Source organism: Paenibacillus puerhi, assembly GCF_009846885.1.
GTDB lineage: Bacteria > Bacillota > Bacilli > Paenibacillales > NBRC-103111 > Paenibacillus_G > Paenibacillus_G puerhi.
In genome coordinates, this window is sequence record NZ_WUWM01000049.1 from 1 (window position 1) to 12,492 (window position 12,492).

The window sequence follows — 12,492 nt, forward strand, 5'->3', positions numbered from 1 at the left end:
TTTGCAATTGGACACACTCCCATTAGAGTTTTTCGAGTAGAGTCGAAAAACTCCAACGACTACTCTAACGGAATTGTCTCAAAATCTAGACTGAGTTGGAATACACCTTCTTGTTAGACGCTTACGTTTTTTGTTATCTTCGCTTTCTCACGTTTTTTTCAAAAATGAGTCGCAACTGTAAAATACCCTATTGCGATATAGAGGGGGAAAAGGAAGGCGCATCTTCTAGGAAGGATAGCACGACTATTCATAGTAGGGTGGCAATCTTGAAGAGTGTTGTTCTGACCGCAACTGAACTGACCTTTACAGCGATTATTACTGTGCAAGAACACTCTGGTAACGTGCCAGATATACAGGTAAGGCATCGTGAAGGCTAGCCACCTTGCCCTTTAATTATAGACGGAAATTTGTTGAAAAATTTCCGGTGGGGGCTGACATGGAAGGTGTGAAGTTATCAATTGACCGTGTTGTAGTGGACTTTCCGAATGTGTATTGGACGTTCTTCAATCCACTTCGCCAGTGGCTTTGTAACTACTACAACGCCGCATTTTACGTTATGGACAAGGGATTTAAGTACCGAGTACGAGTGAGAGAGGGTAAGCACTGAGCATATCTCTCGTATCAACTCGTTTATGCCCGATTAGCAAGGAAGCTTACGCTTCGGCTAGAATGCCCACCCGATTCTCGTATTCACTTCCAGTCTTGGATTTCGGAGATTAAGAATAACGCAACGGACATTTTGCATGTTCGTTCAGAAGTGGCGTGCACATTCCTTTACCCTTATCTGAACTGTTCGTCGTGTCATTGACAGGGCGGAACATGAAGAAGCGGAAAGGGACGTTCTACTCCAACAAGCGACATCAGCGACAAGTAGCCGGATATTGCAGAGTGTATGACAAGAGGTTGAAATTGTTACAAAGGTGTGGGGTGAGAATCGAAGGCGAATTAACGAGATTTGAAATCGTGATAAACCGGATGGAAAATCCCAATGAGCGTGTTAGTTAAGTATCCGCCGCGACTCAACAGTCTGTACCTTTGTGCTCATGCAATCTCTGTTGAGTTACTGAAACCGAAACTGCAACAAAGGGTTTACGGATTGATGCGCGGCGAATTGGAACAGAAAGAAGTTACGGCTTACTACCGTAGGGAAATAGTGGAGCAAATGCAGCAACGTCCAACATTGGACTTCGACCGACTTGCGGAGGAACAGTGGGAGGATGCGAATCCCTTTCCCGGCTTCACTGTTCCAGCATCAATCTATCAACGCACGGACCATCTACTAAAAAAACCTCTCTACTAAAACCCCAATTCCACTCTACTTAGCCCGCATTATCCATAAAAATAATGTCGAAATTCATCGAAATTTGAACGCGATAGGCATAAAATACCAAAAAAGAGCTTGTATTCTCCCGAAAATATGATACTATCAAATTAAGCGATACACGATAAACGGCAAACCTGTCGAAAGATAGGGACGCAAAGCTATAGGGTCTACCCTCCGCCAGGAGCAAGACAGCCAGCTACCGAACGGATTGTTTTTTGCATTTCAATAAAGCTTAGCACCGATAAAGGCAAACCTGTCCGAAAGGCAGGGACGCAAAGCTAAAGGGCCTACTCTTCGTCAGAAGCATGGCAGCCAGCTACCGAAGGGAGTTTTAGGTATGCGTAAATGGATAGCTATGATCGTCGCCGTATGTTTGTTGACCTTGTATTTACCGGCTGCTGCGTGGGCGGCTGCCAAGGAGGATTCCGATTCGTGGCTGAATACCGGGAAGCTGGAGCAGGGCGTCATCGGAATCATCTACAAAAGCCCGTCAGCAGCGAAAACCAAGCTGATGGTCAGCAAGGATAACGTAAGCTACACGTATGATCTGAGTGCCGTGGGGCAAGAAGAGTTTTTTTCGCTGCAGCTTCATAACGGAATATATAAAATTACGGTTCTTCAGCAAGTAACGGGGAACAAATACAGAACGGTTCATAGCGATACCCTCGATCTTCAAATGAAGAATGAGGCGGCCGTATATCTGAACTCCGTTCAAAATATTAAATGGAACGAAGCGGATGCCGTGATCGAAAAAGCCCGCGAGCTGACCCGAGACAAGAAAACGGAACGCGAGAAGGCGCAGGCGATATACGATTATTTGATCAAAACGATCGTTTATGATTTCGATCTGGCGGCCAATGTGTCGACAGGATATATTCCGAATTTGAACCAGGTGCTTGCCGCTCAAAAAGGCATCTGCTACGATTACGCCTCCTTGTTCGCAGCTATGAACAGAAGCGTAGGGATTCCGACCAAGCTGGTCATGGGGTCATCCGATCATGTCAAGGAATACCATGCATGGAACGAAATTTATCTGGACGGCGCATGGGTGACGGTCGACACGACGGTGGACGCCGGTACAGGGAGCGGAACGTTTGCCAAAAATGCAAGCGAGTATAAGGTGACGAAGGTTTATTAACAGCATATGCTGTTCGTTATAATGAACAGACAGAACTAACCCAAAGCACTCTGCTTTGGGTTTTTCGCTTTATCGAGGTAGCCCAATGGAGGAATAGCGGGAGGCCAAGGCGAATTATTCTAGCAAACTAGCGAATAGGCAGGAGGTCATAAATGATGAGAGGAACCCGCTCAGGGAGCGGCGTTACGAATGAGCATGCGCTGCGGGTGATGAACAGCTACCGACATTGGACCGGCAGCCTCCTGGTAGAGGACGGAAGTCCGCAGACGGCCGCGGAACGCTTGTTTTTGGCTCCGCTGTATATATTGTCTCATGGCGTAGAGGCGGACCCGGTATTGAATTTCGGCAGCCGTCTGGCGCTCGAGCTGTGGGAGATGGATTGGGATTCCTTCACCCGCATGCCTTCCCGACTAACGGCCGAGCCCATGGAAAGGGAGGTTCGCGAGGCTTTCATGCAGGCGGTACGGGAGAAAGGGTTCGTCAGCGATTACAGCGGCGTTCGCATATCCGGCAGCGGCGCCCGATTTGTCATCGAACAAGCAACGGTGTGGAACGTGCTGGATGAAGCGGGGAAGCGCTGCGGCCAGGCGGCAGCATTTTCCAGTTACCGGAGGCTCGGTTAGAAGAAGAGCTCTGAGCATCCCGCCATGCGGGTCGCACAGAGCTCTTTGTTTGATTTTGCAGGCTTGCTTTAGCTCTTCGGCTTGCTGACTGGGACGCCTTTGCTGATATATTCTTCAAGCGTCACGCCCTGCTTGGTGATGTCCTTGGCAAGCTCGACGCCAACATAACGCAGATGCCACGGCTCGTATTGATAGCCGGTGATCGATTCCTTGCCCTTGAGGTAACGGACGATGAATCCGTACTCGTGAGCATGCTCGGCCAGCCACTTGGCCTCTGGGGTAGCGCCGAAGCAATCCTGGGCCGGACATTTGCCGTTCGCGCCGGCCACATCGATAGCAAGTCCGGTTTCGTGCTCGCTTTGACCGGGCTTGGCGCTGAACTTGTTAGCTTCTTCTTCGCCGTGCTTTTTCACATAATTATTGTAGAGCGCGGTTTGGGTAGCGTGGGATCTGTAGGCGGACACGCCTGCCAGCGGCAGACCGGCATCCTTGGCTCCCTGGAACAGCTTTTCCAGAGCCGAAGCAGCTTCCTTGCGCATCTTCCGCTTCTCCAGCTTCTCCTTGAAAACAAACGGAACATCCGGATCGACCAGATCCTGGGGCTTGTAGTTCTCAGGCAGCTTGTTCGTCTTATTTACGAGCACGGCGATCTCGGCGGGCTTGGCGATTACCTGGATAGCGCCTCCGCCTCCGCTGTTGGCTGGCGGGGTGACTGCCCCTCCTGCGGAGGGTGGCTGCTCGTTTGCCGGAGTCGAAGGCTTGGTGCCTGGATCGGCAGGCTTGCTTCCCTCACCCGTGCTGCCGTTCGCAGGCGTTTGGGCCGGCGGGGCGGGGGAAGGAGACGAGCCCGGTTCGGTCAGGGCAGCCCCGGTACAGCCGGCCGTGAGCACCAGCGTGCTTGCGAGCAAGGCCTTAGCCAATCGGCTTGTATATGAGTTCCGCATGAGTGGTGTTCCTTTCTGTCAGTCGTCGATAAGTGTTGCAGCAATCTTATAGACGGTACTCGGCTCCTTAAAGTTTCAAGCCCATCTATCTGAGGGTGAGTTACTCCAGCTTAAACCCGCGCGCCTCCAGAAAAGACTTCATATGAGCCCGTACGGGCTTTTTATATTTGTCAGCGATTCCCCGCGACCAGGTGGTCAATGTCTTCCCCTGCGTTCTTTCCTTATAGTACTCGTGCATGGTGCGGTCGTAGCGGTCAATCCCGGCCTGCATCGCTTCCTCCTCATAGGCATCCCAATGCAGAAGCCCGTCTTGAGGAAGACGAGGGCGATGCGAAGGCTGTTGATCCGGTGTACCGATGCACATCCCGAAGACCGGATAGACGAGCTTTGGAAGCTTCAACAGGCTGCTGACTTTTTCCGCTTCGCTGCGGATCCCTCCGATGTAGCAGATGCCAAGTCCGAGCGATTCGGCGGCTACGGCAGCATTTTGCGCGGCAAGCGCGGCATCGACGGTAGCGACCAGTAAGCTCTCGGTGTTCGTATGAAAAGACTCCTCATGACGAGAGGCCGCTTCTTCAAGCCGGTGAAGGTCAGCGCAAAAGACGATGAACAGTCCGCAGTCGGCGACATAGGCCTGATTCCCTGCCAGCTCAGCCAGCCTGCTTCGGGTCGCAGCATCGCGGATAGCAATCAGGCTGTAAGCCTGGACGTTGCTGGATGTGGAAGCCATTTGCGCGGAGCTCACAATGGCCTCGATCTGCTGCGAAGTGAGAGGGACCGGCTTGAACTTGCGGATAGAACGGTGGCGTTGGAGCAATTCGATAACAGCGTTCATATGCTTACTTAACCTCCATTTAACGTCCGTGTACTTCCTGTACTCATTCTACTGGAGTGCCTTTTGCCTAGTCAAACCAGTTCGGGATCTGGGCTGCTTCTGGCCGACTGGTTGGAGCCTGGCCGCCGGTTAGAAGCCAGATGATTAGTGTGTCCTGTTTGGAGTCCAGGCATATCTAAAGGTTCCACAGATCCGCCTCAAGTACAAATTAATTCTTTGGGCCCGGCTCCACACTCAATGCCTAACACGAGTTCCTCTCTGCGAGGGTCCCTTAGGTTGATAGCGTCAGTCAAGTCCGAAACGGAAGGGAGGGGGACAACAGCCTGCGTACATACAGGAATTTCACAACTTATTCTCCTAATAGAGCTAAATACCTATCCTTTCTCTCCTCAATTGGAAAAAAAGGATGAATCGGTGGGAAACACCAGTAGATATGCAGGGATGTATAGGATGTCCCTCAGTTTCTGCTCAAAAAGATGTACCGTTGCATGAAAATGGGTTCACCGGCATCCATCCAAGCATCCATCTGGGGACGAAGGCGGCATACGAGTAGGATAGGATTAGGTGCGGACGAGCTCACCCGGTATAATGATCCTATACAAACCGGTGTGTGAGGAGAGGGTTAGTATGAGGCCAGAAACTGTGAAACCATATCAGGAGCGGATTCAGAAGCAGCAACAGAAGCAGCAACAGAAGCAGCAGCTGAAGCTGGGCATTCTGGACCAGTCCGCGCTTCTGCCAGGGGAGACGCCGACGGATGCCTTCCGCCGCACCATCGAGCTGGCCAAGCTGGCCGAGCGCTGGGGCTATTCGCGCTTCTGGGTGTCCGAGCATCATGACACGCAGCGCCTTGCTGGGTCGTCGCCGGAGGTGCTGCTCGGCGCGTTGGGGGCGCATACTTCCCGTATCCGCATAGGCTCCGCGGGTGTGCTGCTGCCGCATTACAGCCCCTTCAAGGTCGCGGAAAACTTCCGCGTCTTGGAGGCGTTGTATCCCGGCCGCATCGACCTCGGGATCGGGCGCGCGCCGGGCGGGATGCCGATCGCGTCACAGGCGCTGCGTTACGGCCGGGCCAAGCCGAGCGACGAGCAGTTCCCGGAGGTGCTCCGCGACCTCGGCGGCTTCCTGGCCGACCGGCTGGAGCCTGGCCACCGGTTCGAAGGCGTCCGGGCTGCCCCGCTGATCGACACGAAGCCGGAGATTTGGCTGCTCGGCTCCAGCTCCTACAGTGCGGAGCGCGCCGCAGAGCTGGGAGCGGCGTTTTCATTTGCTCATTTCATTAACGGGGACGGCGGTCATGAATCGCTGCGCGGATACTTCGAGAGCTACCAGCCTGGACCTCTCGGAAGCGAGCCTGACGCAAATGTGTGCGTCATTGTCATCTGTGCGGATACGGATGAAGAGGCGGAGCGGCTGGCCTTCCCGGTCGACCTGGGTCTGCTGCTGCTGGAGCAGGGACAGTTCGGACGGCCCTTTCCTACGTACGAGGAAGCGCTGGATTATCCGTATACCGAATGGGATCGAATGCGGATCCAGGTTAACCGCAGCCGGATGCTTGTCGGAGGGCCAGCCACGGTAAAGGAGAAGATGCTTGAATTTGCCGCAGCATACGGGGTACGAGAGCTGATCGTGGTTACCTTCTTAGCAGACGCCGGGGCGCGGCTGAAATCGTACGAGCTGTTGGCGCAAGCCTTCGAGCTGACGGAGGAGCAGGAAGGAAGCTGACGCCTATCCCTAGGTGCGTCACCAAGGCCTGGAGCATCCAGTCCGGCCGGGTCAGGCGTCTCCCGGCTTGCCTTGACGCGGGGTGCGCTGGATACGGAGCTGGATGGACTTATCCAGGTATTCGGGCTCGATACCGGGATGACCGGCATTGATGCGCGGAATAGCCATCGGGTCGACGGCCCGGGTCGCCATGCCGCCTACGATCGTGAACGCGTAGCGGAAGCCGGCTTCCCGGATATACGACTGAGCGGGCTTGGAGTGTAGGCCATACGGATAAGCGTAGGTCTGGGCGGCCCCTGGGTCGCTATACAACTCTTGCAGCTCCCTGGCGCAAGCCAAGCTGTCCTGACGGATACGGGCGGCATATTCCTCGTCGGTTTCCGCCAGACCCGCTTCGGTTGGCAGACGACCGGTCAGAGCGCTATCATGACCGACTTTATAATGAAGCCCATGGGTGTGGCATTGCACGTCAAACATCCCCGGGCGGTAGGTCAGCATCTCGCGGACTTGCTCCACCTTAAGGGTCGGGATAGAGGGACTGTCGGGATCGGCCAGGTCCTGAGTAATGGCGAAGTTGACAGCCGGAACGTCCAGCTCCTTCAGGATCGGGTAGGCGTTGGTATAGAAGCTGCGATAACCGTCGTCGAAGGTAACGAGCACCGCCTTCTCCGGCACACTCCCCCCCTCGTAATAGCGGATGAAGTCCTGCATGGTGATGAAGCGGTAGCCGCTTGCTTTTAAATAAGACAACTGGTTGCGAAACAAGGAGGTACTGACCGTACTTGAGCTTTCGGCGTCATCGGCGACATGATGGTACATCAGTACGGCGACCTGATCGCGATAGAGCCCCTTAACTTGGGAGGGCCAGGCTTGCAGGAGGCTTGCCAGCATTACGGTTGCCAGCAGGCCGAATAAGAGCGGTCGCGTCATAATTAGGATCTCCTTTGCGCCTAGTTGGCGCCTATAGACAGTTATAACCGATTCCAGCGGATAAATTCAAGCGTAGCACGCCTGGTTACAGGGCCCGATAGATCCCATTCCTTCGAGTACGAAAGGCTTGCCCGCCGGATACGGCAAGAAGGGATATAGCCATTCTATCCATGTCTTCATCCAAGGCCTTATGATAAGATTGGGTTATAAACCCCAAAATGGTCATGGTAAGGAGCTGCTCAAGTGAGCATTCATCTACAGGAATGGATAATAGAAGCGGATATTTCCCGCTTGCAGCATGCTATGGAAGCGGGTCTGATCAGCTCGGAAGACATCGTTCAAGTTTATTTGGACCGCATCGCGAAGTACGATTCCTTGATCCATGCGATAGCCGAGATCAACCCGGACGCTCTGCACATTGCGAGGGCCCTGGATAAAGAGCGTAAGGAAAAAGGGAGCCGGGGCAGCCTGCACGGCATTCCTATCCTATTGAAAGATAACATCGATACGCACGATAACATGCGAACCAGTGCCGGGTCCGTAGCCTTAGCCGAGTCGTTTGCGGCCCGGGATTCTTTCGTCGCGGCGAAGCTTCGATCGGCTGGAGCGGTCTTGCTTGGCAAAACGAATATGACGGAATGGTCCAATTTTATGTCGGGGAGCATGCCGGCGGGATTTAGCTCGCGGGGAGGGTTGGTGCTTAACCCGTACGGACCTGGCGAACTGTTCGTTAGTGGGTCCAGCTCCGGCTCGGCGGCCGCCGTGGCCGCCAATCTGGCAGCGGCAGCTATAGGAACGGAAACAGCCGGCTCTATCGTCGGTCCTGCCAGTCAACACTTACTCGTGGGTCTCAAGCCTACGGTGGGCTTAGTGAGCCGAACGGGGATCATACCGATTTCGATCAGCCAGGATACTCCCGGACCGATAGCCAGAACGGTGTCGGATGCCGCTATTCTGCTAGCCGCTTTAACGGGACCGGATGGGGAAGACCCGGCTACCACGGAGTGTCGGAGCCGTAGCTTTACCGACTATACTCCTTTCTTGGATGGGGCTTTGTTAAAGCATGCCCGGATAGGCATTCCCCGACAATACTATACGCATCTGGACCAGGGGAGGCTCGCGATCATGGAAGCCGCTATTGCGACTCTAAGAGAAGAAGGCGCCACCCTGATCGACCCGGTCAGCATCCAAGCGGAACAGCCGGATTGGAATAATGAGGTCATCTGCTATGAGTTCAAGAAGGGGCTCAATCACTATTTGTCCCAAGTAGCGGATTCCGTCCCGGTTCACTCCTTACGGGAATTGATTGAATACAATAAACAGCATTCGGACATCGCCCTGAGGTATGGGCAGGACACGTTAATCCGGTCGGAGGAGATCGAATGGACGGAGGAAACCTACCTGGAGAAAAAGCAAGCGTATAGGGAAGGGGCGCTTCGCCAAGGAATCGACTATGTACTGGATACGTCCCGGCTGGATGCTTTATTGCTGCCTGGCGATGTCGATGGTTTGTATCCGGCTGCGCGGCTGGGATATCCGCTGATATCCGTCCCGGCCGGATACTCCAAGCAAGGAGTCGTGGATGCCGACGGAGACCCTACCCAGGGCCCCTTTGGCGTCGTCTTCTCGGGCAAAGCATTCAGCGAGCCTACGCTCATTCAACTGGCATACGGGTTCGAACAAGCGACTCGCCATCGTTTTCCGCCCCGGTTGGATGAGGTGTCATCCGGTATGGTCAAGTCTCCCCGGCAGCAAATTGAGACATAAAGAGGGCAAATAAGCGTATTATCACGTCTGGACCCTTATGGTACGATTTGGGTTGGAGGAGGGATATACACATGAGTAAATTGAAAATTGCCGTGATCGGCGCGGGGTCTATTTCATCCGCTCACTTGAATGCTTATGCGAAAAATCCGGAAGTGGAACTGGTTGCGATCTGTGATTTGGTGGAGGCGCGCGCGAAGAGCGTTGCTGCCCAGTACGGCGCGAGCAAGGTGTTCACAGACTACCGCGAGCTGCTGGCTGACCCGGAGATTGAGGCCGTCAGCATCTGTACCTGGAACAATACCCATGTGGAGATCAGTATCGCTGCGCTGGATGCCGGCAAGCATGTGCTGGTGGAGAAGCCGATGAGCACCGACATAGGCAAGGCCGAGGAGCTTCAGGAAGCCGTTAAGCGATCGGGCAAAAAGCTGCAGGTTGGCTTTGTTCGCCGTTACAGCGGCAGCGCGAAGGTGCTGAAGCAGTTTATCGATGCGGGAGAGCTGGGCGACATTTACTATGCGAAGGCCTCCATCCTCAGACGTCTGGGCAATCCCGGCGGCTGGTTCTCCGACCGAGACCGCTCCGGAGGCGGGCCGCTGATGGATATCGGCGTACATATCATCGACCTGTGCTGGTACATGATGGGCCGCCCCAAGGTCAAGTCGGTCTCCGGCAATACGTACCATAAGCTGGGCAATCGTGCGCATATCGAAAATCTGAGCTTCTACAAAGCGGCCGACTACGACGCTTCCAAAAATACGGTGGAGGATCTGGCCAATGCCTTGATCCGCTTCGAGAACGGCGCTTCGCTGTTCGTCGATGTCAGCTTCACCTTGCATCAGAAAAACACGGTCTCATCCGTTACTATTTATGGCGACAAAGGCGGCGCCGAGATCGAGCCCGACTTCATAATCGCTACGGAAAAGCATAATACGATCCTGAATATTCAGCCGCAGGTAGACTACCCTGGCTTCCATATGGAGGAGGGCTTCCAGAACGAAATCGATCACTTCGTGAACTGCTGCCTAGGCCGTGCCGAGCTGATCAGTCCCGTGGAGGACGGGCTGGAGATTACGAAAATCCTGTGCGGGATCTATGATTCAAGCGTCAAGGGCGAGGAAATTCATTTCTAAACACGCGGAGGGGGTGCAGACATGAAACTCACGAATAAAATCGGTGTGATCGTGGACAGCTTCCAGATCGGCGTCCGCGAGGGGTTGAAGAAAGCGAAGGGGGTCGGAGCCGACGGCGTCCAAATCTACGCGGTCAGCGGCGAGATGGACCCGGCGAACCTGTCGGCCGATGCCCGGAAGGAGCTTCGCGCTTATATCGCAGACCTTGGTCTGGAAATTTCGGCGCTTTGCGGCGACCTCGGCGGTCATGGCTTCCAGGACAAGCAGGCGAACCCGGGGAAGGTCGAGAAGTCCAAACGGATACTTGACCTGGCGCTCGATCTCGGCACGAATATCGTGACGACCCATATCGGCATCGTGCCTGACGACAGGAACGGCGAGGTATATCAGGCTTTGCAGACCTCCTGTGAGGAGCTGGGGCAGTATGCGAAAAGCGTCGGCGCTTACTTCGCCATCGAGACAGGCCCGGAGCGCTCGGCGCATCTGAAGAGCTTCCTGGATACGCTCAGCACGAACGGCGTGTCCGTTAACTTCGATCCGGCCAATATGGTGATGGTGACGGGCGATGATCCGGTAGAGGGCGTACGCATCCTGAAGGATTATATCGTGCATACCCATGTGAAGGACGGCGTTCGCTTCCGGGAGGTCGATCCCCGCGGGGTGTACGGCGCCCTTGGCTTCGAGCCGATGGATCACGGCAAGATCGCTCAGATGGTCAGCTCGGGCGAGATTTTCAGGGAAGTGCCGCTCGGCGAGGGCAAGGTGGCGTTCGATGCGTACTTCGCCGCGCTGCAGGAGATTGGCTATACCGGCTACCTGACGATCGAGCGCGAGGTAGGCCAGCAGCCTGAAGCGGATATCCGCAAGGCGGTTGAATTTATCAAGCGGTATAAGTAAAAGAACCGGATTGCAGTCAGGAATGCCGCAACAGAAGATGACCGTCAGGGCCTTGAGAGAACAGCCTTGGCGGTCTTGTTTTGCTTATGGGCCGGACTCCTGATCAAAAGGAGATTGGGCGATAGCGTGGAATAGTAAAGTTAAGAGCATGAATGGGAAGGATGACCCTCGAAATGTCCCTCAATGAACAGCTTTACACCATCGGCCAAGCGTCGAAGCTATGCCAAATTCCGATCCAGACGCTGCGCTATTACGATCAACTGGGTGTCGTCAAGCCTGCGTCGGTCGACGGACAGAATGGCTATCGGTATTATTCCAACCGGGAGCTGCTCCAGATCAAGATCGTACAGGATCTGCGCAGCATGGAGTTCTCGCTGGAGGAGATCCTCGAGATCACCCAGGCCGGCGATCTGGGCTGCACGCTGGAGCGAATGAAGCGGAAGCAGGAGGAGGCCAGGGAGCGCATCCGGACGCTCACCTCACGCGTCCATGCGATGGAGAAGCGGATGGAGCTGATGGAAGCGCAGCTCCAGCTTCAGCAGGCGTTTGCCCGGGGGGAAGGCTATGTGGAGATGAAGTTTATCGAAGACAGGCATGTCCTGTCCGAGCGTCGCCGCGGTCCCGCCGGGATGGAGCCCTACACCCAGCGGTTCGTGGAACTGTTTCGAAGGGTAGAGCAGCTCGGATTGACACCCGATGGGAGAATCATGACCGTCTACCATGATGATTGGCTGGAGGTTACTTATACCGACTCCGACACCGAGGTATGCGTGCCGATAGCGGCGGACAGCTTGTCGGTGCCCGGCGCGGCCGACTCTCTGCGTATTCTCCCGGGCGGGTATTACTTGACAGGAAGTTACCGGGGCATCAGCGGCCCCGAGGTTTGCAAGCGGCTGTACAGCAGGATGCTGGCCTGGATGGAAGAGCATGGATACAGACCCGACGGCCTCGTCGTTGAGCAATACATCGTGGATCTCAGCCAGATGATCGATCCGGAGGAGTTTTTCATCGAGCTCCAGCTTCCCATTGCCAAGCTCTGATGCTCGAAGTCATTCCTTTTCTTGCGCATCCATCACATTCGTATTGACCCTCTAGCCACTGGAGGGTTTATTCTTGCGTTACAGAATATTCGCCTCATCGATGAATGGCCCAGGTAGAGGTTTTCTGATTCCATAAGAA

11 protein-coding genes and 2 riboswitches are annotated in these 12,492 nt (G+C 54.7%); of the genes, 8 read left to right on the forward strand and 3 right to left on the reverse strand.

What is annotated here, in order from left to right; genetic code table 11:
* Window positions 1-988 precede the first annotated feature (988 nt).
* The 3 genes from GSF01_RS27710 to GSF01_RS27720 all read left to right on the forward strand — a co-directional run bounded on the left by GSF01_RS27710 (window position 989) and on the right by GSF01_RS27720 (window position 3,085).
* Complete coding sequence (locus tag GSF01_RS27710; protein ID WP_159888501.1) at window positions 989-1,300, forward strand: hypothetical protein; 312 nt, start codon at window positions 989-991, stop codon at window positions 1,298-1,300.
* Between the two features lie 141 nt (window positions 1,301-1,441).
* A riboswitch (cyclic di-GMP riboswitch) is annotated at window positions 1,442-1,528 on the forward strand.
* A gap of 32 nt (window positions 1,529-1,560) precedes the next feature.
* Window positions 1,561-1,648, forward strand: a riboswitch (cyclic di-GMP riboswitch).
* 13 nt (window positions 1,649-1,661) lie between these two features.
* Window positions 1,662-2,462: a transglutaminase-like domain-containing protein gene (locus GSF01_RS27715; RefSeq protein ID WP_159888502.1), complete on the forward strand. Its 801-nt coding sequence runs from the start codon at window positions 1,662-1,664 to the stop codon at window positions 2,460-2,462.
* A 152-nt stretch (window positions 2,463-2,614) separates the two neighbouring features.
* Complete coding sequence (locus GSF01_RS27720) at window positions 2,615-3,085, forward strand: MEKHLA domain-containing protein (RefSeq protein WP_235941777.1); 471 nt, start codon at window positions 2,615-2,617, stop codon at window positions 3,083-3,085.
* 68 nt (window positions 3,086-3,153) lie between these two features.
* On the opposite strand, the gene GSF01_RS27725 is transcribed toward GSF01_RS27720, so the two are convergent.
* Entirely contained in the window at window positions 3,154-4,029 is an 876-nt protein-coding gene (locus GSF01_RS27725) for a M15 family metallopeptidase (RefSeq protein ID WP_159888503.1), read from the reverse strand.
* 100 nt (window positions 4,030-4,129) lie between these two features.
* Window positions 4,130-4,864, reverse strand: coding sequence for an oxygen-insensitive NADPH nitroreductase (gene nfsA / locus GSF01_RS27730; RefSeq protein ID WP_159888504.1), 735 nt, complete (start codon window positions 4,862-4,864; stop codon window positions 4,130-4,132).
* 627 nt (window positions 4,865-5,491) lie between these two features.
* On the opposite strand from nfsA, the gene GSF01_RS27735 reads away from it, so the two are divergent.
* Window positions 5,492-6,589 (forward strand): LLM class flavin-dependent oxidoreductase, encoded by a 1,098-nt coding sequence (locus GSF01_RS27735; RefSeq protein WP_159888505.1) that lies wholly within the window; start codon window positions 5,492-5,494, stop codon window positions 6,587-6,589.
* Between the two features lie 51 nt (window positions 6,590-6,640).
* Here the strand turns inward: GSF01_RS27735 and GSF01_RS27740 are convergent, their stop codons facing one another.
* Window positions 6,641-7,519, reverse strand: coding sequence for a polysaccharide deacetylase family protein (locus GSF01_RS27740; protein WP_235941778.1), 879 nt, complete (start codon window positions 7,517-7,519; stop codon window positions 6,641-6,643).
* 243 nt (window positions 7,520-7,762) lie between these two features.
* Between GSF01_RS27740 and GSF01_RS27745 the strand changes: the two genes are divergently transcribed.
* The 4 genes from GSF01_RS27745 to GSF01_RS27760 all read left to right on the forward strand — a co-directional run bounded on the left by GSF01_RS27745 (window position 7,763) and on the right by GSF01_RS27760 (window position 12,353).
* Complete coding sequence (locus tag GSF01_RS27745) at window positions 7,763-9,286, forward strand: amidase family protein (RefSeq protein WP_159888506.1); 1,524 nt, start codon at window positions 7,763-7,765, stop codon at window positions 9,284-9,286.
* A 71-nt stretch (window positions 9,287-9,357) separates the two neighbouring features.
* Window positions 9,358-10,416 carry a Gfo/Idh/MocA family protein gene (locus GSF01_RS27750; protein WP_159888507.1) on the forward strand — a complete coding sequence of 353 codons (1,059 nt, stop codon included), beginning with the start codon at window positions 9,358-9,360 and terminating at the stop codon, window positions 10,414-10,416.
* Window positions 10,417-10,437: 21 nt separating this feature from the next.
* The gene (locus GSF01_RS27755) at window positions 10,438-11,313 is read left to right on the forward strand and encodes a sugar phosphate isomerase/epimerase family protein (RefSeq protein WP_159888508.1); all 876 of its coding nucleotides are present in this window, start codon (window positions 10,438-10,440) and stop codon (window positions 11,311-11,313) included.
* A 173-nt stretch (window positions 11,314-11,486) separates the two neighbouring features.
* A complete protein-coding gene (locus tag GSF01_RS27760; RefSeq protein WP_159888509.1) occupies window positions 11,487-12,353 on the forward strand; it encodes a MerR family transcriptional regulator in 867 nt (288 codons plus the stop codon).
* The last annotated feature ends 139 nt before the right edge of the window (window positions 12,354-12,492 follow it).

Excerpts from the sequence above, each read along its gene's own strand:
- nfsA (WP_159888504.1), bottom strand. The coding sequence starts at position 4,864 with ATGAACGCTGTTATCGAATTGCTCCAACGCCACCGTTCTATCCGCAAG.
- GSF01_RS27710 (WP_159888501.1), top strand. The coding sequence starts at position 989 with ATGAGCGTGTTAGTTAAGTATCCGCCGCGACTCAACAGTCTGTACCTT.
- GSF01_RS27725 (WP_159888503.1), bottom strand. The coding sequence starts at position 4,029 with ATGCGGAACTCATATACAAGCCGATTGGCTAAGGCCTTGCTCGCAAGC.
- GSF01_RS27720 (WP_235941777.1), top strand. The coding sequence starts at position 2,615 with ATGATGAGAGGAACCCGCTCAGGGAGCGGCGTTACGAATGAGCATGCG.
- GSF01_RS27750 (WP_159888507.1), top strand. The coding sequence starts at position 9,358 with ATGAGTAAATTGAAAATTGCCGTGATCGGCGCGGGGTCTATTTCATCC.
- GSF01_RS27755 (WP_159888508.1), top strand. The coding sequence starts at position 10,438 with ATGAAACTCACGAATAAAATCGGTGTGATCGTGGACAGCTTCCAGATC.
- GSF01_RS27740 (WP_235941778.1), bottom strand. The coding sequence starts at position 7,519 with ATGACGCGACCGCTCTTATTCGGCCTGCTGGCAACCGTAATGCTGGCA.
- GSF01_RS27735 (WP_159888505.1), top strand. The coding sequence starts at position 5,492 with ATGAGGCCAGAAACTGTGAAACCATATCAGGAGCGGATTCAGAAGCAG.
- GSF01_RS27715 (WP_159888502.1), top strand. The coding sequence starts at position 1,662 with ATGCGTAAATGGATAGCTATGATCGTCGCCGTATGTTTGTTGACCTTG.
- GSF01_RS27760 (WP_159888509.1), top strand. The coding sequence starts at position 11,487 with ATGTCCCTCAATGAACAGCTTTACACCATCGGCCAAGCGTCGAAGCTA.